Source organism: Pseudomonas syringae group sp. 26L6 (assembly GCF_032587815.1).
GTDB classification, from domain to species: domain Bacteria; phylum Pseudomonadota; class Gammaproteobacteria; order Pseudomonadales; family Pseudomonadaceae; genus Aquipseudomonas; species Aquipseudomonas amygdali.
Genome location: NZ_JAWHPJ010000003.1, coordinates 120,937 through 143,944, shown reverse-complemented (window position 1 = coordinate 143,944; position 23,008 = coordinate 120,937). Strand labels below are relative to the sequence as shown.

At 58.9% G+C, this 23,008-nt stretch carries 18 protein-coding genes; 5 read left to right on the top strand and 13 right to left on the bottom strand.

All coding sequences use genetic code 11. The annotated features are described in order from the left end of the window. Positions 1-174: 174 nt before the first annotated feature. The 7 genes from rpsA to mtnA all read right to left on the bottom strand — a co-directional run bounded on the left by rpsA (position 175) and on the right by mtnA (position 10,887). Positions 175-1,866: a 30S ribosomal protein S1 gene (rpsA, locus tag RYA97_RS01475; protein ID WP_002554562.1), complete on the bottom strand. Its 1,692-nt coding sequence runs from the start codon at positions 1,864-1,866 to the stop codon at positions 175-177. A 121-nt stretch (positions 1,867-1,987) separates the two neighbouring features. After that, positions 1,988-2,677 carry a (d)CMP kinase gene (gene cmk, locus RYA97_RS01470; RefSeq protein ID WP_002554563.1) on the bottom strand — a complete coding sequence of 230 codons (690 nt, stop codon included), beginning with the start codon at positions 2,675-2,677 and terminating at the stop codon, positions 1,988-1,990. Next, on the bottom strand, positions 2,674-4,278 hold the full coding sequence (locus RYA97_RS01465; protein WP_316891753.1) for a prephenate dehydrogenase/arogenate dehydrogenase family protein: 1,605 nt from the start codon (positions 4,276-4,278) through the stop codon (positions 2,674-2,676). The genes cmk and RYA97_RS01465 overlap by 4 nt, the downstream gene beginning before the upstream one ends. Before the next feature lie 57 nt (positions 4,279-4,335). After that, positions 4,336-5,430 carry a prephenate dehydratase gene (gene pheA, locus RYA97_RS01460; protein ID WP_005755158.1) on the bottom strand — a complete coding sequence of 365 codons (1,095 nt, stop codon included), beginning with the start codon at positions 5,428-5,430 and terminating at the stop codon, positions 4,336-4,338. Then, positions 5,430-6,515 carry a 3-phosphoserine/phosphohydroxythreonine transaminase gene (gene serC / locus RYA97_RS01455; protein WP_005744699.1) on the bottom strand — a complete coding sequence of 362 codons (1,086 nt, stop codon included), beginning with the start codon at positions 6,513-6,515 and terminating at the stop codon, positions 5,430-5,432. The genes pheA and serC overlap by 1 nt, the downstream gene beginning before the upstream one ends. Before the next feature lie 204 nt (positions 6,516-6,719). Beyond that, entirely contained in the window at positions 6,720-9,506 is a 2,787-nt protein-coding gene (gene gyrA, locus RYA97_RS01450) for a DNA gyrase subunit A (protein WP_004665965.1), read from the bottom strand. 304 nt (positions 9,507-9,810) lie between these two features. After that, on the bottom strand, positions 9,811-10,887 hold the full coding sequence (gene mtnA / locus RYA97_RS01445) for an S-methyl-5-thioribose-1-phosphate isomerase (RefSeq protein ID WP_016981427.1): 1,077 nt from the start codon (positions 10,885-10,887) through the stop codon (positions 9,811-9,813). A 120-nt stretch (positions 10,888-11,007) separates the two neighbouring features. Between mtnA and RYA97_RS01440 the strand changes: the two genes are divergently transcribed. From RYA97_RS01440 to RYA97_RS01420, 5 genes are all read left to right on the top strand, one after another. Continuing rightward, positions 11,008-12,339, top strand: a complete 1,332-nt coding sequence (locus tag RYA97_RS01440) for a TRZ/ATZ family hydrolase (RefSeq protein ID WP_005782580.1) — start codon at positions 11,008-11,010, stop codon at positions 12,337-12,339. Between the two features lie 85 nt (positions 12,340-12,424). After that, a complete protein-coding gene (gene ubiG / locus RYA97_RS01435; protein ID WP_002554570.1) occupies positions 12,425-13,123 on the top strand; it encodes a bifunctional 2-polyprenyl-6-hydroxyphenol methylase/3-demethylubiquinol 3-O-methyltransferase UbiG in 699 nt (232 codons plus the stop codon). Positions 13,124-13,126: 3 nt separating this feature from the next. Beyond that, a complete protein-coding gene (gene mupP / locus RYA97_RS01430) occupies positions 13,127-13,798 on the top strand; it encodes an N-acetylmuramic acid 6-phosphate phosphatase MupP (protein ID WP_005731282.1) in 672 nt (223 codons plus the stop codon). A gap of 12 nt (positions 13,799-13,810) precedes the next feature. Beyond that, positions 13,811-14,551: a YciK family oxidoreductase gene (locus tag RYA97_RS01425; RefSeq protein WP_005744705.1), complete on the top strand. Its 741-nt coding sequence runs from the start codon at positions 13,811-13,813 to the stop codon at positions 14,549-14,551. 214 nt (positions 14,552-14,765) lie between these two features. Continuing rightward, positions 14,766-15,692, top strand: coding sequence for a GGDEF domain-containing protein (locus RYA97_RS01420; protein ID WP_117139688.1), 927 nt, complete (start codon positions 14,766-14,768; stop codon positions 15,690-15,692). Positions 15,693-15,721: 29 nt separating this feature from the next. Here RYA97_RS01420 and RYA97_RS01415 read toward each other — a convergent pair whose 3' ends face one another. From RYA97_RS01415 to RYA97_RS01390, 6 genes are all read right to left on the bottom strand, one after another. Next, on the bottom strand, positions 15,722-16,507 hold the full coding sequence (locus RYA97_RS01415; protein WP_010200041.1) for a TenA family transcriptional regulator: 786 nt from the start codon (positions 16,505-16,507) through the stop codon (positions 15,722-15,724). 29 nt (positions 16,508-16,536) lie between these two features. Next, positions 16,537-18,999 carry an EAL domain-containing protein gene (locus RYA97_RS01410; RefSeq protein ID WP_016981429.1) on the bottom strand — a complete coding sequence of 821 codons (2,463 nt, stop codon included), beginning with the start codon at positions 18,997-18,999 and terminating at the stop codon, positions 16,537-16,539. A gap of 123 nt (positions 19,000-19,122) precedes the next feature. Next, positions 19,123-20,949 carry an ABC transporter ATP-binding protein gene (locus RYA97_RS01405; RefSeq protein WP_005744708.1) on the bottom strand — a complete coding sequence of 609 codons (1,827 nt, stop codon included), beginning with the start codon at positions 20,947-20,949 and terminating at the stop codon, positions 19,123-19,125. After that, positions 20,942-21,574 carry a DsbA family protein gene (locus tag RYA97_RS01400; RefSeq protein ID WP_005744709.1) on the bottom strand — a complete coding sequence of 211 codons (633 nt, stop codon included), beginning with the start codon at positions 21,572-21,574 and terminating at the stop codon, positions 20,942-20,944. The genes RYA97_RS01405 and RYA97_RS01400 overlap by 8 nt, the downstream gene beginning before the upstream one ends. A gap of 1 nt (position 21,575) precedes the next feature. Continuing rightward, positions 21,576-22,529: a rhodanese-related sulfurtransferase gene (locus RYA97_RS01395; protein ID WP_010200048.1), complete on the bottom strand. Its 954-nt coding sequence runs from the start codon at positions 22,527-22,529 to the stop codon at positions 21,576-21,578. A 173-nt stretch (positions 22,530-22,702) separates the two neighbouring features. Continuing rightward, entirely contained in the window at positions 22,703-22,996 is a 294-nt protein-coding gene (locus RYA97_RS01390) for a BolA family protein (protein ID WP_002554579.1), read from the bottom strand. Positions 22,997-23,008: the final 12 nt, after the last annotated feature.

Genomic DNA, 23,008 nt, shown 5'->3' with positions numbered 1-23,008 from the left:
ATCGGAAGGGAGCTGAAGCATTCGAAGAATAGAGACGGCCTGAGAGGCTACTGAGGACATTTGGCAGCTAGGGCAGTGCATGTGCAGACATTCCTGAAACAAGGGCCTGTAAGGCCTTAGCAGCAGAAATAAAAAAGGACGACCGAAGTCGTCCTTTTTGTGGTCAAGCAGAACTTAGTTCTGTTTTTCCATTTGCGCGCGCAGCAGATCACCAATGGTGGTAGGACCAGTGCTTTCAGCGACTTCAGGCTTGCTACGCAGGCTCTGAATGGCTTCTTTCTCGTCTTCAACGTCTTTCGACTTGATGGACAAGCTGATTACGCGGCTCTTGCGGTCAACGCTGATGATCTTGGCTTCGATCTCTTCGCCTTCTTTCAGAACGTTACGCGCGTCTTCAACGCGGTCACGGCTGATTTCGGAGGCTTTGAGGGTCGCTTCGATGTCGTCGGCCAGGGTGATGATGGCGCCTTTGGCGTCAACTTCTTTAACGATACCGCGAACGATAGCGCCCTTGTCATTGACAGTGACGTACTCGGAGAACGGATCGCTTTCCAGCTGCTTGATACCCAGCGAGATGCGCTCACGCTCAGGATCAACAGACAGGATCACAGTGTCGAGCTCGTCGCCCTTCTTGAAGCGACGTACGGCTTCTTCGCCCACTTCGTTCCAGGAGATATCGGACAGGTGAACCAGGCCGTCGATGCCGCCGTCCAGACCAATGAAGATACCGAAATCGGTGATCGACTTGATGGTGCCGGAGATTTTATCGCCCTTGTTGAACTGGCCAGAGAAATCTTCCCATGGGTTGGATTTGCACTGTTTGATGCCGAGGGAGATACGACGACGCTCTTCGTCGATGTCCAGAACCATGACTTCCACTTCGTCGCCAACCTGAACGACTTTCGAAGGGTGGATGTTCTTGTTGGTCCAGTCCATTTCGGAAACGTGTACCAGGCCTTCCACGCCTTCTTCCAGCTCTGCGAAGCAGCCGTAGTCGGTCAGGTTGGTAACACGCGCGGTAACGCGGGTGCTTTCCGGGTAGCGAGCCTTGATAGCAACCCATGGATCTTCACCCAGTTGCTTCAGACCCAGGGAAACACGATTGCGCTCGCGATCGTACTTCAGGACCTTTACATCGATCTCATCGCCAACGTTGACGATTTCCGATGGATGCTTGATGCGCTTCCAGGCCATGTCGGTGATGTGCAGCAGGCCATCGACGCCACCCAGATCGACGAATGCGCCGTAATCGGTGAGGTTCTTGACGATACCCTTGACCTGTTGGCCTTCCTGCAGGGACTCGAGCAGAGCTTCGCGCTCGGCACTGTTCTCGGCTTCCAGGACACTGCGACGGGAAACGACAACGTTGTTGCGCTTCTGGTCCAGCTTGATGACCTTGAACTCGAGCTCTTTGCCTTCCAGGTGAGTCGTGTCACGCACAGGGCGGACGTCAACCAGAGAACCAGGCAGGAACGCACGGATGCCGTTAACGTCGACAGTGAAGCCGCCTTTAACCTTACCGTTGATAACGCCCTTGACCACTTCTTCAGCTGCGAAAGCCGCTTCCAGAACGATCCAGCACTCGGCACGCTTGGCTTTTTCGCGGGACAGCTTGGTTTCGCCAAAGCCATCTTCGACCGCGTCCAGCGCAACGTGAACTTCATCGCCGATCTTGATGGTCAGCTCGCCAGCGTCGTTGTGGAACTGTTCCAGCGGGATGAGGCCTTCAGATTTCAGACCGGCGTGAACCGTAACCCAACCTGCCTGGTAGTCGATATCCACGATGATAGCGGTGATGATCGAACCAGCCTGAAGGTTGAGGGTCTTTAGGCTTTCTTCAAAAAGTTCTGCAAAGCTTTCGCTCATTTTAATTCCTGTTGATCAAGGGCGAAGAATACGCCCATCTGCCACGCTCCAGACAACGTGGGTTTCGTTCAAGTAAAAGAAAGCCTGCGGGACTATGACTGGTCTCCCACACGCTTCTTCGTCATCCGGCGATACCGCGAAGCGCGATTTCGCTCAGAATGCGTTCCAGCACCTGCTCGATGGACAATTCAGTGGAATCCAGCTGTATGGCGTCGTGCGCCGGCTTCAGCGGGGCTACCGCTCGCTGGGTGTCACGCTCGTCGCGTGCACATATCTCATCTAGCAGACTCGACAGACTAACATCATCGCCCTTGGCCTTCAACTGCAAGTAACGCCTGCGCGCACGCTCCTCGGCACTGGCAGTGAGGAAAATCTTCAGTGGCGCATCCGGGAACACCACGGTGCCCATGTCGCGACCATCCGCAACAAGGCCCGGCTCCTCCTGAAAAGCGCGCTGGCGCAACAGCAAGGCGTCGCGCACCGCCGGCAGCGAAGCCACCTGCGACGCGCCGCTGCCTACCTGCTCGTTGCGAATGGCATGGGTGACATCCTCGCCTTCCAGAATGATGCGCTGCCCCTGCCCCGCCGCAGTCGCTTCGAACTGCACATCCAGATGAGCGGCCAGAAGCTTGAGCGCTTCTTCATTGGTCAGGTCGACGCCATGATTGCGCGCGGCAAAAGCCAGAAGACGATACAACGCACCGGAATCAAGCAGGCACCAGCCGAGTTTTCTGGCCAGCAACCCGGCTACAGTGCCCTTTCCGGAACCGCTGGGTCCGTCGATGGTGATAACGGGAGCTTTGATTTTCACTTTTTGTCCTCTTGCGCTACACGCATGCCAACCTGAGCGCACAGCGCCAGAAAATGGGGAAACGATGCGGCGGCATCCGCGCACGCTTGAATACGGATGGGCGCCGAAGCCCTCAACGATGCAACGCGAAACGCCATGACGATACGCTGATCGCTGCGAGCATCAACCTCGCCGCCACCCGGCACACCGCCTTCGATAATAATGCCATCCAGCACAGGCTCGGCCTCGATACCCAGAGCCAGCAGACCATCGGCCATCAGCCTGACGCACTCTGACTCGTCGGCTTGCAGCGCCTGTGCGCCGCGCAGAATGGTACGCCCTTCTGCACACGCTGCGGCAACAAGCAGTACCGGAAATGTATTGATCGCCAATGGCACCAGCGCTTCAGGAATATCAGCCCCTTTCAGCCGGGCGGAGCGGACATGCAGGTCTGCGAGCGTCCCGCTCGCCAGTTTGCGGACATTTTGCAGCACGATGTCGCCGCCCATCAGGCGCAGGATATCGATCGCCCCCTCACAAGGGGAACTGACCGGAACGTCCTCGAGCAGCAAGTCGCACCCTTCGCTGATCGACGTTGCCACCATGAACAGCACCGCAGACATGACATCCACCGGCCCTTTGATGTGGTGGCTCACGCCATCCGCAGGCCCGCCGCGAACCTCACGATGGTCGCCAGACGCTATATCGACCCGGGCACGACTGGCCAGAATTCTGCCGAAGTGCTCCCTGGCTGCGCGAGCGCGGGTGAACACATCCTTCAGTTGTGCGCCATCGCCAGCGTCTACCGCATCGCGCAAGGCATCGAGATCCGTACGAAAGCTGTCCAGCGTGCGCAGTACTGCCTGCCGATTGGCCATGAAGATGTCGTGCCACATGGTCGGATCGCTGCCTGCGATACGCGTGAAATCACGAAAACCGCCAGCGGCATACCTGAATATGTCCAGGTTTTCATTACGCTTGGCCAGTGAGTCGACCAGACCGAATGCCAGCAAATGCGGCAGATGGCTGGTTGCAGCCAACACCTCATCGTGACGCTCGACCTGCATGTGCTCGACATCGGCGCCCAAGGCAGACCACAACCGGTCGACAATCGCCACCGCTTGAGGATCGGTCTCAGCCAGCGGAGTCAGAATGACTTTATGACGCCTGAACAGCGCCGCGTTGGATGCTTCAACGCCGCTCTGCTCGGACCCGGCAATCGGATGCCCGGGCACAAAACGTGTCGGCATATGGCCGAATGCCTGGCGCGCAGCGCTGACCACATTGCCTTTGGCACTGCCGACATCGGTGAGAATTGCGTTACCCAGATCCAGCGGCGCAAGCAGCGCGAGGAGCTTTTCCATAGCCAGAATCGGCACCGCCAACTGAATCACGTCGGCGCCATGACAGGCCACGGCAAGATCGGCCTCACAGCGATCCACTACCCCCAGTTCGACAGCCAGCTTTCGCGACTGCGGATCAAGATCGACGCCGACGACTTCGCGACACAGGCCGCTTTCGCGCACGCCCTTGGCAAAGGAGCCGCCGATCAGCCCAAGCCCCACGACCACCAGACGACCGATCAACGGCCGGGCAGGTTGTTCCGAAATCACATCAACCACGCGAACACACCTGACAGCCCGACAAGACAACAAACAAACGGATCATGCACAACACCCTCAAAGAACCGCTTTCGGGTAGGAACCCAGCACCTTCAAGGCAACGGCTTCACTTCTGATTTTTTCCAGCACGGCCTTGACCAGCGGGTCCTGGTGATGGCCGACAAAGTCGATGAAAAACACGTAAGTCCACTTGCCACTGCGCGACGGGCGGGTTTCGATGCGTGTCAGGTCCAGGCCGCTCTCGTGAAACGGCACCAGCAGCTCGTGCAGCGCACCCGGCTTGTTGCTCATCGACACAATGATCGAGGTCTTGTCATCGCCGGTCGGCGGGACTTCCTGGTTGCCGATGATGAGGAAGCGCGTGGAGTTGTCCGGGCGATCTTCGATCTTTTCCGCAAGACGCGTCAGACCATACAGGCCTGCCGCCATATCGCCAGCGATAGCCGCCGAATTCCACTCGCCCTTGACCCGCTTGGCGGCTTCGGCGTTGCTGGCAACGGCCACACGTTCGACATTCGGGTAATGAGCATCGAGCCATTTGCGGCACTGGGCCAGCGACTGAGCGTGAGAATAAATGCGCGAAATGCTTTGCGTCTTGGTGCTTTCGCCAACCAGCAAATGGTGGTGGATACGCAGCTCGACTTCTCCACAGATCACCATGTCGTGCTCAAGAAAGCTGTCGAGCGTATGGTTGACCGCGCCTTCGGTGGAGTTTTCCACCGGGACCACGCCAAAATTCACGGCACCGGCAACCACTTCACGAAACACTTCGTCAATCGCAGCCATCGGCAGACTGATGACTGCATGCCCGAAATGCTTCATCGCCGCGGCCTGGGTGAACGTCCCCTCAGGCCCGAGATAGGCGACCTTGAGCGGCTGCTCCAATGCGAGGCAGGAAGACATGATTTCGCGGAACAGACGCGCCATCTCTTCGTTGCTCAACGGACCACGATTGCGGTCCATGACTCGCCTCAGCACCGCAGCTTCGCGCTCCGGACGGTAGAACACAGGCACTTCGCCTTCCGCCAGCGAGGACATCTTGACCCTGGCCACTTCCTGGGCGCAGCGGGCACGCTCGCTGATCAGCTCCAGAACTTTCTCATCGAGGCTGTCGATACGGACGCGAAGCGCCTTGAGTTCTTGCTCGGACATCAGCCGTGCTCCTTCTCGAAATCTTTCATGTAGGCCACCAGCGCGTTGACCGCGTTGATATCGACAGCGTTGTAGATGGACGCACGCATGCCGCCCACCGAGCGATGGCCTTTGAGGTTGAGCAGGCCGTTTGCATCAGCACCTGCCAGGAAAGGCTTGTCGAGGCGATCGTCAGCCAGACGGAACGGTACGTTCATCCACGAACGATCAGGCTTGTTGATGGGGTTGCTGTACAGCTCGCTGGCGTCGATGAAGTCATACAGCGTGCGCTGCTTGATATCGTTGCGCTTGCCGATTGCCTCGACACCGCCCTGCTCCTTGAGCCATTCGAAGACCAGCCCCGACAGGTACCAGGCGAGAGTCGGCGGCGTGTTGTACATCGAGCCATTGTCGGCAGCGACTTTGTAGTCGAGCATGGTCGGGCACAGCGAACGTGCGCGGCCCAGCAGGTCTTCACGAATGATCACCACCACGATGCCGCTCGGGCCGATGTTCTTCTGGGCACCGGCGTAGATCATGCCGAAACGCGAAATATCCACCGGACGCGAGAGGATGTCCGAAGACATGTCAGCCACCAGCGGCACGTCGCCCGTTTCAGGAATCCAGTTGAATTCCAGACCTCCAATGGTTTCGTTTGGCGCGTAGTGAACGTAGGCAGCATCCTTGGACAGCTTCCATTCGTTCTGACCGGGAATGGCAAAGTAGTCGTAAGGTTTGGCGCTGGCGGCGACGTTGACCGTGCCGTAGCGCGATGCCTCGTCGATAGCCTTCTGCGACCAGATGCCGGTATCGATGTAATCGGCCTTGCCGTTTTCCGGCAGCAGGTTCAGCGCAATCTGCGCGAACTGCTGGCTCGCGCCGCCTTGCAGGAACAGCACTTTGTAATTGGAGGGGATGGACAGCAGATCGCGCAGATCCTGCTCGGCCTTGGTGGCAATGGAGACGAACTCGTCACTGCGGTGGCTCATTTCCATGACGGAAAGGCCTTTGCCGTGCCAGTCGAGGAGTTCCGCCTGGGCACGCAGCAGAACAGCTTCAGGAAGCGCAGCAGGACCTGCGCAGAAGTTAAAGGCTCGCTTGCTCATATCCACTCTCGTCAAATACGTTGGGTCTGTACGCGCTTGTTTCTGGTTGCTTGCCACGAGCAGACAGACGCCGCAGCGACTGGCAGCTCCTTGCTGAAATTCTGATCCGGCTGCAGGGCTGGCCGAATGTCGCAAGGGCTGGACTTGCCTGGAATGCAGATGCACTCACAGACGAGCCAGCCCTTACCTGATTTACGCTACAACTCAGTTCTGCGGTTCGTCTTCGTCTGGCGCAGCGTCCGCTTGCAGGTCTTCACCGGCGTCGCCCACTTCAGCTTCAGCGGCATCGACAATCACGCCGTCGATAACTTCTTCGCCTTCAAGCTCTTCGCCTTCGACTTCCGACGGCTCCTGAACACGCTCCAGACCGACCAGTTTCTCGTCGCTGGCCAGCTTGATCAGGGTCACACCCTGAGTGTTACGGCCCAGACTGGACACTTCGCCCACCCGGGTACGCACCAGCGTGCCCTGATCGGAAATCAGCATGATTTCTTCGCCATCAAGCACCTGAACTGCGCCAACCAGACGGCCGTTACGCTCGTTGCTGACCATGGCGATGACACCCTGACCGCCGCGCTTGTACTCGGGGAACTCGGAAATGGCCGTACGCTTGCCGTAACCGCGCTCGGAAGCGGTGAGGATCTGGCTGCCTTCTTCCGGGATCAGCATCGAAATGAGCTTTTGCCCTTCTGGCAGACGCATGCCACGCACGCCGCGAGCGGTACGCCCCATGGCGCGCACATCGGATTCCTTGAAGCGGGTCACTTTGCCGCCATCGGAGAACAGCATGATTTCCTGTTCGCCATCGGTAATGGCAGCGGAGATCAGGATGTCGCCCTCGTCCAGCTCAAGGGCAATGAGGCCCGAACTGCGTTGACGGCTGAATGCAACCAGCGGGGTCTTCTTGACGGTACCGTTGGCGGTGGACATGAAGATGAACGGAGCCTTCTTCTTGTCGGCGGCCTTGATACGGGCCTTGCGCTCTTCTTCGGTCTCGCTGCTGTTTTCCGCGTCGTCCAGCTCGCCTTCGAGGGCTTCGCCTTCTTCGTCGGCACGCTTGCGCATGGCTTCGAGGTCAACCGGCAGCATGGTGGTGATGTATTCGCCGTCGCTCAGCGGCAACAGGTTGACCAACGGACGACCACGGGCAGCGCGGGACGCTTCCGGGATCTCATAGGTCTTGAGCCAGTACACCTTGCCCTTGCTGGAGAACATCAGCAGTGTCGTGTGGCTGTTGGCGACCAGCAGGTGAGCAATGTAATCCTCATCCTTGATGCCGGTGGCCGACTTGCCCTTGCCGCCACGACGCTGAGCCTGATAGACCGCCAATGGCTGGGTCTTGGCATAGCCGCCATGGGAGATGGTGACCACTCGCTCTTCTTCGGTGATCAGGTCACCCAGGGTCAGGTCCAGACGTGCATCGAGAATCTCGGTACGACGGGCATCGCCGTACTCGGAGCGGATCACTTCCAGCTCTTCGCGGATCACTTCCATCAGGCGCGTTGCGCTGTTGAGGATGCGGATCAGCTCGCCGATCTGGTTGAGGATTTCCTGGTACTCGCCCAGCAGCTTCTCGTGTTCCAGACCGGTCAGGCGATGCAGACGCAGTTCCAGAATGGCCTGAGCCTGTTCCGGTGACAGGAAATACTTGCCTTCACGCAGACCGTATTGCGGGTCCAGGTTCTCAGGGCGGCACGAATCGGCACCTGCACGCTCGACCATTTCGACCACTGCGCTTGATTCCCAAGGCGTCTTGATCAGCGCTTCCTTGGCTTCTGCAGGTGTCGGAGAGGCCTTGATGAGGGCGATGACCGGGTCGATGTTGGACAACGCAACAGCCTGACCTTCAAGGATATGGCCACGCTCACGCGCCTTGCGCAGCTCGAATACGGTACGGCGGGTAACCACTTCGCGACGGTGACGAACAAAGGCTTCCAGCAGGTCCTTGAGGTTAAGGATGCGTGGACGGCCGTCAATCAGGGCAACGATGTTGATACCGAAAACGCTTTGCAGCTGGGTCTGGGCATAAAGGTTGTTAAGAACAACCTCTGGCACTTCGCCACGACGCAGCTCGATGACCACGCGCATACCGTCCTTGTCGGACTCGTCACGCAGCTCGGTAATGCCTTCGAGTTTCTTTTCCTTGACCAGCTCGGCGATCTTCTCGATCAGACGTGCCTTGTTAAGCTGGTACGGCAGTTCGGTGATGACGATCTGCTGGCGTCCGCCGACCTTGTCGATGTCTTCGACGATGGAGCGGGCACGCATGTAAATGCGTCCACGACCCGTACGATAGGCTTCGATGATACCCGCACGGCCGTTGATGATCGCCGCTGTCGGGAAATCCGGGCCGGGGATGTACTGCATCAGCTCATCGATCGTCAACTCGGGGTTGTCGATCAGTGCCAGGCAACCGTCGATGACTTCACCAAGGTTGTGCGGCGGAATGTTGGTCGCCATGCCCACGGCGATACCGCTGGAACCGTTGACCAGCAGGTTGGGAATACGGGTCGGCATGACCGCGGGGATCATTTCGGTGCCGTCGTAGTTCGGCACCCAGTCCACGGTTTCCTTGTGCAGGTCGGCCAGCAGCTCGTGCGCCAGCTTGGTCATGCGCACTTCGGTGTATCGCATGGCCGCAGCGTTGTCGCCATCGACCGAACCGAAGTTGCCCTGACCGTCTACCAGCAGGTAGCGTAGCGAGAATGGCTGAGCCATACGAACGATGGTGTCGTACACGGCTGTATCGCCGTGCGGGTGATACTTACCGATCACGTCACCAACCACACGGGCGGATTTCTTGTACGGCTTGTTCCAGTCGTTACCCAGCTCGCTCATTGCGAACAACACGCGCCGGTGCACGGGCTTCAAGCCGTCGCGCGCATCGGGCAGTGCTCGACCGACGATTACGCTCATCGCGTAGTCGAGGTAGGACTGCTTCAGCTCGTCTTCGATATTGACCGGGAGGATTTCTTTGGCCAGTTCGCCCATGAGAAGCCTGATTCCTTTTTCTGGTGAAACCTCGCAAACCCATTCGGGGTATACGAAGCTCGCCGCTGCCAGCATGTGCAGGGCAGCGACTTACGACAAATCAACGAGTTATGCCATGAATCTACGCAGCTTGGGCGACTACAATCAGTGTCCCCGATAACCGCCGGATATTACCACAATCGCCGAGGCGCTCACATCCTTTGCAGGCGCTGAAAACGAGCCACCGGCCTGCAAGACGCCTGAGAAACGCTTACAGGCCCGCCCAGCCGCATTGCACAGCGGCAACGGCTCGAGCCCGACCGCATCAGTGAAGGTGTTTACGGCTCATCAATTGCGCCATCCGGGCGGTATCGGGACGCTCGACAATGCCCTTCTCGGTCACAATCGCATCGATCAGGTCTGCCGGTGTCACATCGAACACCGGATTGAAGGCCTCGACCTGTGCACCGACCCGCTGACCGCCCACTTCAAGCAGCTCACGGCCGTCGCGCTCTTCAATGATGATGTCGTCGCCGCTGGCCATCTCCATATCGATGGTCGAACTCGGTGCCACTACCATGAAGCGCACCCCGTGGTGCATCGCGGCTACGGCAAGCTGATAGGTGCCGATCTTGTTCGCAACATCGCCATTGGCGGTGATGCGATCAGCCCCGACGATGACCCAGGTAATGCCCTTGGTACGCATCAGGTGCGCAGCGGCGGAGTCTGCATTCAGGGTGACCGGGATGCCTTCATTGGCCAGCTCCCAGGCGGTAAGCCGCGAACCCTGCAGCCAGGGCCTGGTTTCATCGGCATAAACCCGCTCGATCATGCCTTCCAGATGCGCTGCGCGGATCACGCCCAGCGCAGTCCCGAAACCACCGGTGGCCAACGCTCCGGTATTGCAGTGGGTGAGCACCGTCTGCAAGTTGCCTTGATGCCTGCGGATCAGGTCGGCGCCCAGTTGCGCCATGGTCAGATTGGCCTCGCGATCACTCAAGTGAATCGCCACGGCTTCTGCCTCAAGGGCCACGAGCGGATCGTCACCGTCCTTCACACGCATCAGACGATCACGCATCCGGTTCAGCGCCCAGAACAGGTTCACGGCGGTCGGGCGTGAGTCGGCCAGCAACTGCATGTCTTCTTCCAGCGCCGGATACCAGTCCTCGCCTTCGGTAATGCGCGCACGTGCGCCCAGCACCGCACCGTAGGCGGCACTGATACCGATAGCCGGTGCCCCGCGCACGACCATCGTGCGAATCGCCTCGGCGACTCCCTCGGCGGTGGTATAGCGGTGCCAGACTTCCTCGAACGGCAGTACCCGCTGGTCCAGCAGGTACAGAGCGTCGTCTCGCCAATCGATGGCCTTAACTTTCTCTGCAGCCAACAGTCGATCGCGCATCGCCAACTCCATCTTGAACATCCGAAACCCAGCATCAAAAGCCGTTGATTATAGCGAGCCGCCTGCGAAGACGCTCGGGTATACTTCGCCATCAACGTAATAAACGATGGAAACCTTCTCATGCCGAACGCTACAGCACCGCTCGACCTTTTGCTCCTGCCCGCCTGGCTGGTGCCGGTCGAGCCCGCAGGCGTGGTGCTCAAGGACCACGGCATCGGCGTGCGCGACGGCTGTATCGTCTATATAGGGCCGCGGGCCGAGGCATTGAGGCAAAACGCAGTGCAGGTGCAGGAGCTTCCCGGCATGCTGCTCAGCCCAGGCCTGATCAACGCCCACGGTCATGCAGCCATGACACTGTTTCGCGGGCTGGCCGATGACCTGCCACTGATGACCTGGCTGCAGGACCATATCTGGCCCGCCGAAGGCAAATGGGTCAACGAAGACTTCGTTCGCGATGGCACCGACCTGGCCATCGCCGAGCAGCTCAAGGGCGGCATCACCTGCTTCTCGGACATGTATTTCTACCCCAAGGTGGCTGCCGAGCGCGTCCACGCCAGCGGCATGCGCGCGCAGATCACCGTTCCGGTACTGGATTTCCCGATTCCGGGGGCTCACACAACGGATGAAGCACTGCACAACGGTATCGAGCTGTTCAACGACCTCGCCCATCATCCACGCATCAAGATCGCCTTTGGCCCGCATGCGCCCTACACCGTGGGCGACGAGAATCTGGAGAAGGTCCGGGTTATCGCCGATGAACTGGACGCCATGATTCAGATGCATGTCCATGAGACCGCATTCGAAGTCGAACAGGCTGTCGAACAGCGCCAGGAGCGCCCTCTCGCCCGCTTGAATCGGCTGGGCATGCTCGGCCCGCGCTTCCAGGCCGTGCACATGACACAGATCAACGACGACGATCTGGCCCTGCTGGTGGAAAGCAATACCAGCGTGATTCATTGCCCAGAATCCAATCTCAAGCTGGCCAGCGGTTTCTGCCCGGTCGAACGATTGTGGCAGGCCGGTGTGAACGTTGCGGTAGGTACCGATGGTGCCGCCAGCAACAATGACCTGGACCTGCTCGGCGAAACCCGCACCGCCGCCTTGCTGGCCAAGGCTGTTGCCGGTTCGGCCACGGCACTGGATGCACACCGTGCGCTGCGCATGGCGACGCTGAACGGCGCTCGCGCCCTGGGTATTCAGGCCGAGACCGGCTCGCTGGAGATCGGCAAGGCGGCAGACATGGTCGCTTTCGACCTGTCGGGTCTGGCCCAGCAACCGATCTACGACCCGGTATCGCAGCTTATATATGCCACTGGCCGCGATTGCGTAAGCCATGTCTGGGTGGCCGGCAAGCAATTGCTCGACGCTCGCCGGCTGACTCGCATGGATGAACCCGCACTGCGCGACACCGCGATTGCGTGGGGCCAGCGTATTTCCGGTAAAGCCGAATAATTCGATTCGGACCGAACACATGCCAGCCAGGCTTATCTATAAGCCTGACTGATGAAAAAGAATTTTGAGTTCAAGAGGGACACCCATGAGCAACGTCGACCGCGCAGAAATCGCTAAATTCGAGGCCCTGGCCCATCGCTGGTGGGACCGCGAAAGCGAATTCAAGCCGCTGCATGACATCAACCCGCTGCGCGTCAACTGGATCGACGAGCGTGTCGGCCTGGCAGGCAAGAAGGTGCTCGACGTGGGCTGCGGCGGCGGCATTCTCAGCGAGGCGATGGCCCTGCGCGGCGCAACGGTCACCGGCATCGACATGGGCGAAGCGCCGCTGGCCGTCGCACAGCTGCATCAGCTTGAATCAGGCGTCAGCGTCGAGTATCGGCAGATCACCGCCGAGGACATGGCCGAAGAGATGCCCGAGCAGTTCGATGTGGTGACGTGCCTGGAAATGCTTGAGCACGTACCGGACCCATCGTCGGTGATCCGCGCTTGCTATCGCATGGTCAAGCCGGGCGGTCAGGTGTTTTTCTCGACCATCAACCGCAACCCGAAAGCTTATCTGTTCGCTGTGGTCGGTGCCGAATACATCCTCAACCTGCTGCCACGCGGGACCCACGACTTCAAAAAATTCATCCGCCCTTCCGAACTGGGTGCCTGGAGCCGCGATGCAGGCTTGCAGGTCAAGGACATCATCGGTCTGACCTACAATCCGCTGACCAAGCATTACAAGCTGGCCTCCGACGTCGACGTCAACTACATGATCCAGACCCTGCGGGAGGCGTGAGACATGCGTTTGAGAGCGGTTTTATTCGACATGGACGGCACCCTGCTCGACACCGCACCGGACTTCATCGCCATTGCTCAGGCGATGCTGGCCGACCGCGGCCTTCCCCCCGTACCGGACAAACTGATCCGCGATGAAGTTTCAGGTGGCGCCAGGGCCATGGTGGCAGCGACCTTCGCGATGTCGCCGCAAGCGCCGCAATTCGAAGCATTGCGCCTCGAGTTCCTGGAGCGCTATCAGCGTGACTGCGCCGTCCACAGCAGACTGTTCGATGGCATGGGCGAGTTGCTGGTCGACATCGAGAAGGCCGGCCTGATCTGGGGCGTGGTGACAAACAAGCCGGTGCGCTTCGCTCAGCCGATCATGGAACAGCTCGGCCTGGCCGAACGCTCCGCCGTACTGATCTGCCCGGACCACGTCACGCACAGCAAGCCACACCCCGAGCCGATGATTCTGGCCTGCAAGATGCTCGACCTCGACCCGGCCAGCGTCCTGTTCGTAGGCGACGATCTGCGCGACATTGAGTCCGGCCGCGACGCAGGCACCAAGACTGCTGCCGTGCGCTACGGCTACATCCACCCCGACGACAATCCTGATCACTGGGGTGCCGACGTGGTGGTCGATCATCCGCTGGAACTGCGCAAGGTGCTGGATAACGCACTGTGCAGCTGCTGAACGAGGTTTTACATGTTTGACTACTCAGCGCACCCGGAACTGCTCAAGGGCCGGATCATTCTGGTCACCGGTGCCGCTCGCGGCATCGGTGCTGCAGCCGCAAAAACCTACGCAGCGCATGGCGCGACTGTTCTGCTGCTGGGCAGAACTGAAGCCAGCCTGGCTCAGGTGCATGACGAGATACAGGCAGCAGGTCATCTGCTGCCGTTGGTCATACCCTTCGATCTGGAAAGCGCCGACCCCGCGCAGTATCACGACCTGGCGACCATGATCGAGCGCAAAGTCGGCCGTCTTGACGGGCTGCTGCACAACGCCTCGATCATCGGACCGCGCACTTCAGTGGAACACCTGCCAGGCGAAGACTTCATGCAGGTCATGCACGTCAACGTCAATGCCACCTTCATGCTCACCCAAGCATTGCTGCCACTGCTTCGGCGCTCGACCGATGCATCGGTGGCCTTCACTTCCAGCAGCGTTGGTCGCAAAGGCCGCGCGCAATGGGGCGCGTACGGGGTGTCGAAATTTGCTACCGAAGGACTGATGCAAACCCTCGCCGACGAGCTTGAAGGCGTCACCAGTGTGCGGGCCAACAGCATCAACCCGGGCGCTACCCGTACCGGTATGCGTGCGCAGGCCTACCCTGACGAAAACCCGCAGAACAATCCTGCGCCTGAAGACATCATGCCGGTCTACCTATACTTGATGGGACCGGACAGTAAGGGCATAAACGGGCAGGCGCTGAATGCTCAGTGAGCAAAAATAACCAGACATTGCCGTGACGGAAAACTGTCACGGCAGGCGTTTTTAGCGGCATTTTAAGTCAAGGAATTGCCGACTCGCCCTCACTGTCAGAGAGATGGCGTCAGCTAAACCACTGATTTTAATAAGTCCGGGCAAAAATGAACCGAATGGCACGACATCCCCTCTAACCCAGCCAAGCCAGCAATATGTGCTGAGGAGCGAAGAGATGAATTTTCCTACCCAGACCCATGCAATCGATTTCGATACGGCTGAACTGCAACGCCTGGGTTTTCGAAATCGACCCGACGCCATACTTCCACCCCCGTCACTGCCCGAGCTGGTTTATCAGCTTGGGCGACAATTGCAGACCAGCCTGGAAGCCGAGCGGATACTGACCCTGTTTTTTCAGGGTGTGCAACGGTTCCTGCCATTGAGTGGTCTGGTCTATCGACATATCGAAAGCGACCTGAATCTGCGTCTGGGCGAGATGTCATCCGACAGCGCCACTTTTCACCTGCGTCACGAGGGCAAGTGCATCGGTGAGCTGGAGTTTCAAGGCGCCAAGCCATTTGATACCCGGCAGCTGAGCGACCTTGAATCGCTGCTGGTCTGTCTGGTCTACCCGCTGCTGAATGCACTGCTGTATCGCATTGCGACACAGACAGCGCTGCGCGACCCTTTGACCAGTACCGGTAACCGTATCGCAATGGATCAGGGCCTGGCTCGCGAGATAGAAATATCGCGTCGTCACAAGCAACCGCTTTCATTGCTTATGCTGGATATCGATCATTTCAAGAAAGTGAACGATGAGTACGGCCATCATACTGGCGATGATGTACTGAAAACCGTTGCGCAAAGCCTGAAAGCGCAACTGCGCAACATCGATCGTGTGTTCCGCTATGGCGGTGAAGAGTTCGTGGTGATTCTTTCCAACACCGGAGCCAGTTCGGCTGAACTGATCGGCGAACGCCTGCGTCAGGCCGTGCGGAACCTCGAGTTTCGCGAGCTTGACCCAGCCCTGACCATGACCGTCAGCCTGGGATGCTCAACACTGCTGCCGGCAGAAACCGCCGACAGCCTGCTGCGCAGGGCCGACAACGCCCTGTATGTTGCTAAACGCGAAGGTCGCAACCGTCTTGCCATGGCCAGCTAGCACTCTTTCCTGCCTTTCTCGCCCAGCCTCTAAACTTCCAGCGCGGCAACACGCCCACGCGCAGGCTTGACCCTGTCCAGCTGCATGCAGCGCTCCAGGAACAAATGCATGTAATCGTAACTCTTGGTAACGGCCTGACGCAGCTCAGCTTGCAGCTGCAGGCTCGGTTTATTACCCACCAACGTGCAAATGATCTCGAGCGCCTCCCAAGGGTGCGCGTCGTCGTACTGTGCATGCATCTTGAGCCACTTCATGGCTTTCTTGCGGGTTTCTTCAGGGAATGCTTCGGCGTACGCACCATTGGAGCAGACCACTGCCGACCACTCGCCCGTCGCCCCTTCAATGGCATAGTTGGTGGCCGCCATCGCAACAGCCAGTGCATCCGAAGAGCTGGTCTGCCAGCACCAGTGGCTCAGTGCATGCAGCTCAGGCGCAACTCGTTGATCGTGGAGGTCTTCAAGCGTCACGTCGTGCGCCGCACACCAGTTCACCCAGTAGTCGGCATGATTGAGTTCGACGCGGATATTGCGCATCAGCCAGCGGCGCGCCATGTCTTCGCCGGGATGACGACCAAAGCGGGTCTTGGTGAGGTTCTTGGCCATGTACACCGCGAACTGCTCGACAACCGGCCAACCGCCGATCAGGTAATGGCGCATGATCTGCGGGCTCAGCTTTGCATCACGCATCTGCTGGTACAACTCGTGCTCGACCACCCGTGCCTTTGCAGCGCTGCAATCCTTGATCAACTGCTGCGCCCAGGCCGGATAACTGCTGGCTTCCATGAGCGGACCGGTTCTCTCGAAAGTGTCGATCACTGGGTATCTCCTTATAGGGTTTCAACTGATTAACGTAGCGTTCCTGGCGCGCCGAACATCAGGGGGTCAGGCCGTACGGGCTGAATGTAAAGACTCTCGCAAGTGAACAATTCAGGGCGTGCTATCAGATACCCTTGTGCAAAATCCACGCCCATTTCCTGCAACGCAAACTCTATCTGCGGCGTTTCTACGTACTCGGCAATGGTGCGCTTGCCCATCACATGACCAATATTGTTGATGACCTCGACCATAGCCTTGTTGATCGGATTGTCGAGCATGTCCTTTACAAAACTGCCATCGATTTTCAGAAAATCCACAGGCAAATGTTTCAGGTAGGCAAAGGACGACATGCCCGAACAGAAATCATCAAGGGAAAACTGACAGCCCAGCCCCTTCAACTCGTTGATAAAGCGAATCGCGCTGTCCAGGTCTGCAATGGCACTGGTTTCAGTGATCTCGAAACAGATCATTCCGGGCGATACGGCAAATGCCTTGAACTGCTGTTTCAGGTATTCGAGGAACGTATCATCGCCGATACTTGAACCTGACAAATTTATAGCACATAGCGCCTGCGGTGCCTGATGCCGATCATCACTCTGGCATTGGGCGATCACTTTGAAGACATTGTGCACCACCCAACGATCCAGCGTCGTCATAAGACCGTAGCGCTCGGCAGCCGGGATAAAGTTGTCCGGAACCACCATTCGTCCGGACTCATCACGCAGGCGCAGGAGGATTTCTATGTGCCGCACCTCATCGCCTTCACCTTTGATCGAAGCGATTTCCTGCGCATAAAGGCAAAAGCGATTTTCATCCATTGCCATGTGCAGACGTTGTATCCAGGCCATCTCGCCGAAACGCATCGACAGGGTCAGGTCGTCAACACTGTAGACCTGAACCCGGTTGCGGCCTCTCTCCTTGGCCATATAACAGGCCATGTCGGCAGCAGACAACGACCCTTCAAGCGTGGCGGGTGTATCGCCGAGCTGCACCAGACCGATACTTACGGTAGTCATGAATGGCCGACCTTTCCACATGAAATGCAGGGTCTGCACGATCTCGCGCAACCCCTCGGCTATATCGAGGGCCGTGTCGGCAGGGCAATCGACCAGCAACACGCCGAACTCGTCACCTCCCAACCGGGCCAGTGTGTCACCGTCGCGCAAGCCCTGCGGCAGTGCCCGGCAAAGCTGGCGCAGCAGCTCATCGCCCGCCGCATGACCACCGGTGTCATTGACCAATTTGAACTGATCCAGGTCAAGAAACATCAGACAGTGGCTGCTCGCCTGATCGTCAATACCATCCAGTACCCGCTGCAGGCGATGCTCGAATTCACTGCGATTGACCAGCCCGGTCAGCGGATCATGGGCGGCCTGCCATGACAGATCGGCGATGTACTGACGCTCCTGTGTCATGTCATGCAGTACCAGCACCGCCCCGCTGACCACCCCCTCGTTGTAGATCGGCGTACCGACCAGTGCTACCGAGACCGTACTGCCATCCAGCCGCTGGATAAGCTTGCTGTTGGCGCTGCCGCCCTTGAGCTTGCCGGTGACGATCTGTTCGACCAGCGTCGAGGTGTCCTTCTGATCGTTTTCATCCAGCAGATTGAACAGCGCTGTCAGCGGAAGCCCGCTGGCCTGGGTGCTTTTCCAGTGCGTCAGGCCCTCGGCTGCGGGGTTCATGTAGACAATGGCCCCGGCCACGTCGATGGTGATCACTCCGTCGCCGATGGACTCCAGGGTAATCTGGGCGCGCTCTTTCTCAAGTTGCAGGGCATCAGCAAACACGCGCCGCTGGACAATCAGACGACGCACGCGCAGCAGCGCCAGAAGAATCAGTAAAACGGCAGTGACCAGATTGACCGCAATCAGCAGGTTGAGGATGAACCGGGACCCCTCGCCCAGCGCATCACTGAACGCCCGCGCTGCGGGTGTTACCCCTTCATTGATGACATTGATCTGCACTCGCCACTGATTGACCTCGGCGGCAGTCACCTCACCCTCACCGACCCGGTCGTGAATATTCCGCGCAAGTTCATTGAGCTGCATGAGGTAGCCATCACCCACCTCCCAAAAGTGAATGGCCTGCTTCATGAAGCTGAAGTTATGGAAGTTCAGGTACATCCAGATGATGCCGTTCGCGTCATCGGGGTGATTGCCGCCCTGGATGATCCCGGCCCTGGCATCCGCCATGGACGGAATAGGCTGATCGAGCGCCTTGCGCAAGGCGTGGCCGCCCTGAGGGACGGAAAAGGCGTTTTGATACTTCAGATAGTCACGCTCATCATGCGTGATGGCGTATAGGCTCAGGTAATGGATGGCGTCTTTCTGGCCCTTGGACCAGAGACTCTCGCCCGCCACATAGCTGCGCACCGCAGACATGGTGTAGAGACTGACACACCCCAGCAACGCCTGAAACAGCGCGACGGCAATGAATGGCCATACGATGCCCAACAGACGGGGCTTGGAGAAGGTCCATGGTTGATTCATGGGTTTCACCTCACCACATGCCTGAATAAACGTCTAGCGCAGAGACTAGGCTAAATTCGTAAATGATGGCGGGTGATTCTCCCGCAATCGAGCCAACCTGTGCGCTGATCGAGGCATCGCACATCAGATTTGTTGCAAGTGTCCGTACAGCTTTGCGTAAAGACCTCCATCGGCAATCAACTGTTGGTGTCCGCCGTCTTCGACAATCCGCCCGCCATCAAACACCAGCACCCGGTCAGCCTGCTTCACGGCCGACAGGCGGTGCGCGATGATCAGCGTTGTGCGACTACGCAGAAAACGTGCGAGGGCCTGATGCAGGTTGTACTCGGTAGCCGCGTCCAGTGCCGAGGTAGCTTCATCGAGGATAACCACTTTAGGGTCGGACAATACCATGCGTGCGATGGCCATGCGCTGACGCTGGCCACCCGACATTCTGACCCCGGAGCGCCCTACCACGCTGTCCAGACCTTGTGGCAGATCGCGGATCGCAGAATCGAGTTGCGCAACTTCCAGCGCACGCCAGCAGGCTTCGTCGCTGCAGTCACGACCCATGGTCAGGTTGGCGCGCACCGTGTCATTGAACAGGGCGGGATGCTGCAGTACCACGGCAACGTTCTCGCGCACAGTGTCCAGACCGATATCCTGCTGACTGACGCCGCCAAAACGGATCACTCCGGTGCGGGCCGTGTACAAGCCCAGCAGCAACTGCACCAAGGTGCTCTTGCCGCCACCACTGGCACCGACGATGGCGACCTTTTCACCCGGCGCGATGCTCAGGTTCAACTGATCCAGCACCAGGTCTTCGCCATAACCGAAACTCAGGCCACGCACCTCGACCCCCACGGTCTCGCGCCCTGCGAAAGGGTCAGTGCCGCCGACATATTGCGGCTCGTCGGCACGCGCCAGCAACTCGTTGATACGCGTCAGAGCACCACCCGCCGCGTAATAGGCGTATTGCAGATTCAACAGTTGCTCAACCGGCGTCATCATGAACCACAGGTAGCTGAACACCGCGAGCATCTGCCCGATCGACAGGTCCGAGAACAACACCGTGAGCATTGCGGCGGCACGAAAGATATCGATACCGAACTGGAACAGCAGCCCGCTGGCACGTCCCGAGGCGTCGCTTTTCCATTGCGAATTGATGGCGTAATCACGCACTTCCTGCGCCCGCACGCCCAGCCGACCAAGGAAGAAACCCTGTCGATTACCCGCCCTGACTTCCTGAATAGCATCCAGTGTTTCACTCAGCGCCTGGGTAAAACGCGACGTGCTGTCGTTTTCCAGCTTCTTGAGATGCTTGACCCGCTTGCCCAGCTTCACCGTGAGCAGAATCACCAGCGGGTTGAACAGCATGATCAGCAGCGCCAGCTTCCAGTGCATCCACATCAAAATGCCCGCCGTGCCTGCCAGGGTCAGCGTGGCTACCAGCAGTCGGCTGAGGGTTTCGCCGACAAACTTGTCCAGCGTGTCCAGGTCGGTCACCAGATGCGTAGTCACCGTGCCGCTGCCCAGGCTTTCGTACTCACGCAGGGAAATGCGCTTGAGCCGTTCGATCAAACGTAGCCGGATACGGTAGACGATATCCTTGGCCAGCCCGGCAAACAGCCGCGCCTGCAGAACGTTGAACACCAGCGCTCCGACACGCAGTACCAGAGTCAGCAAGAGCATCAGGCCGATGTAGCCCGCCGCCTTTTGCAGGCCATCAGGCAGCAAGTGATTCATGACTTTCAGTGCCGCATCGCCGCGCCCCAACAGTACTTCGTCAACCAGCAACGGCAGCAACAACGGGATCGGCACGCTGCACAGTGTCGCCAGAACCGCGACACCATTGGCCAGCCACAGGGCTTTTTTATGACGCAACGCAAGACGCCGGATCTCGGCCCAACTCAACGCATCGCCATGCCTGGCTTGCGACTGCCGGGCGGCATCGGGCGATTCATCACGCACTGGCTGCACGCTCCAGCCATCGACCCAGCAAGGGCGAAAGGCTGCTCAACGGCTGATAACCGTTGGTCAACAGCGCCAACTGGCCGTTACGCTCGGCAAGCAGGGTCGGAAAACCGGCGATGCCCAGATCCTGCGCCCAGGCGAAATCAGCTGCCGTGGCAGCTTGCCGCTCCTTACTCTCGAATTCATCGGCAAATGCCTGACGCGACAGCCCCGCCTGCCCGGCCAGTTCGGCCAGCAATGAAGGGCGTGTTACGTCACGACCTTCGCTATAGAAAGCCCGCTGAATCAGCCCGACCAGTTCCCAGGCGCGGTCAGGGTCCAACTGCCGTGCCGCAGTGACGGCCAGACAGGCAGGCGTGGTGTCGTAGACAAAACCTTCCGGCAGCGCACCGTCGCGAAGAAACGGCTGGCCGGTGGCCTCTTCGACCGCCTGCCAGTGCTCGAGAATGTAACGACGCTTGGCCGGTTCCAGCGCTGCACCCTCAGAGCGCAGACCGCCCATGACCAGATGCAGCGGCACGCCCGCTGCCCGAGCCTGTTGCACCAACGCGTCGGCAACTGGAGCGAAGCCCCAGCACCAGGAGCACATAGGGTCCATGACATAGATCAGACGGGCAGACATGTCAGGCCTCGGAGGGCAAACGATAGTTGCGACCAATCGGATGGGGCTGGTTACGTGCCTTGGCCAGTTCGATCTGTTTTTGCCGGTCGATGGCGCTGCGACGAGTCTTCTCGCTCAGCGAATCCCAACAATGCGGGCAGCTGACACCCGGTGAGTAATGCTCGCTGGCGCGATCCTCGGCACTGATCGGCGTGCGGCAGGCATGGCATTGATCATAATCGCCTTCGGTCAGGTCGTGGCGCACCGTAACCCGGTTGTCGAACACGAAACACTCGCCGCGCCACTGACTTTCCTGCTCGGGGACTTCTTCCAGATATTTGAGAATCCCGCCCTTGAGGTGATAGACCTCTTCAAAACCTTCGCCCAGCATGTAACTGGAGGCTTTTTCGCAGCGAATGCCACCGGTACAGAACATGGCGACCTTCTTGTGAACCGCCGGGTCGAAATGCGCCTTGATGTATTCCGGAAACTCGCGAAAAGACGTGGTCTTCGGATCTATGGCGCCCTCGAAGGTGCCAATCGAGACTTCGTAGTCGTTGCGGGTATCGATCAACAACACTTCAGGGTCAGTGATCAGCTCGTTCCAATCCTTGGGCTCGACGTACGTACCGACGCTCTTGTTGGGGTCGACACCCTCTACGCCCAGGGTCACGATCTCTTTCTTGAGCTTGACCTTGGTGCGATAGAACGGCTGCTCGTCGCAGTAGGATTCCTTGTGATCGATGTCGATCAGGCGCGGATCGCTCTTCAACCAGGCCATCAGGCCGTCAATGCCTTCGCGGCTGCCGGACACCGTACCGTTGATGCCTTCATCGGCGATCAACAGCGTGCCCTTGATGCCGTTGTCGACCATCGCCTGCAACAGGGGCTCGCGCAGTTCCACGTAATCGCTGAGGGTGACGAACTTGTACAGCGCGGCCACGACGATCGGCTGAGTCATCGGCTCTTGAGTCATGTATCTCTCCAGTGGCGACCCTCGCAAAGGGCCTACCGGGTAAAAATGTGCGGACAAAAAAACGCACCGGCCAGGCGGCGCGGTGCGGATTCTAGCAAAAACCGGAGTGCCGCAGGCAGGTCAGCGGATCAATAGCCCCGCTAAAAGGGCGCAAATCAACCAAAAAACCCTGATCAGTGACCGCCAGCACAGGTCGGTGAAGCAGGCGCTGCACCGACCTTCGACCATTCTTCAGGCGTGTAAGTGTGCAACGCCAGCGCATGAAACTCGCCCATCAGGGCACCCAGCGTGGCGTAAACCTTCTGGTGCCGCTTGACCGAATTCAGGCCCTGAAACTGATCACTGACCAGAACAGCCTTGTAATGGGTCTGCTGACCACGACTGTGCATGTGGCTCTCGTCGAGCACTTGCAGATGGTGCGGTTGCAGCAGCGCAAGCGCCGACTCGATTCGTTGTTGCATGGTCATGGCAGCAATCGC

Bases quoted from the DNA above. Each gene is read 5' to 3' on its own strand.
- rpsA (WP_002554562.1), bottom strand. From the start codon at position 1,866: ATGAGCGAAAGCTTTGCAGAACTTTTTGAAGAAAGCCTAAAGACCCTC.
- pheA (WP_005755158.1), bottom strand. From the start codon at position 5,430: ATGTCCGAGCAAGAACTCAAGGCGCTTCGCGTCCGTATCGACAGCCTC.
- serC (WP_005744699.1), bottom strand. From the start codon at position 6,515: ATGAGCAAGCGAGCCTTTAACTTCTGCGCAGGTCCTGCTGCGCTTCCT.
- gyrA (WP_004665965.1), bottom strand. From the start codon at position 9,506: ATGGGCGAACTGGCCAAAGAAATCCTCCCGGTCAATATCGAAGACGAG.
- mtnA (WP_016981427.1), bottom strand. From the start codon at position 10,887: ATGCGCGATCGACTGTTGGCTGCAGAGAAAGTTAAGGCCATCGATTGG.
- RYA97_RS01440 (WP_005782580.1), top strand. From the start codon at position 11,008: ATGCCGAACGCTACAGCACCGCTCGACCTTTTGCTCCTGCCCGCCTGG.
- ubiG (WP_002554570.1), top strand. From the start codon at position 12,425: ATGAGCAACGTCGACCGCGCAGAAATCGCTAAATTCGAGGCCCTGGCC.
- mupP (WP_005731282.1), top strand. From the start codon at position 13,127: ATGCGTTTGAGAGCGGTTTTATTCGACATGGACGGCACCCTGCTCGAC.
- RYA97_RS01425 (WP_005744705.1), top strand. From the start codon at position 13,811: ATGTTTGACTACTCAGCGCACCCGGAACTGCTCAAGGGCCGGATCATT.
- RYA97_RS01420 (WP_117139688.1), top strand. From the start codon at position 14,766: ATGAATTTTCCTACCCAGACCCATGCAATCGATTTCGATACGGCTGAA.
- RYA97_RS01410 (WP_016981429.1), bottom strand. From the start codon at position 18,999: ATGAATCAACCATGGACCTTCTCCAAGCCCCGTCTGTTGGGCATCGTA.
- RYA97_RS01400 (WP_005744709.1), bottom strand. From the start codon at position 21,574: ATGTCTGCCCGTCTGATCTATGTCATGGACCCTATGTGCTCCTGGTGC.
- RYA97_RS01395 (WP_010200048.1), bottom strand. From the start codon at position 22,529: ATGACTCAAGAGCCGATGACTCAGCCGATCGTCGTGGCCGCGCTGTAC.
- RYA97_RS01390 (WP_002554579.1), bottom strand. From the start codon at position 22,996: ATGACCATGCAACAACGAATCGAGTCGGCGCTTGCGCTGCTGCAACCG.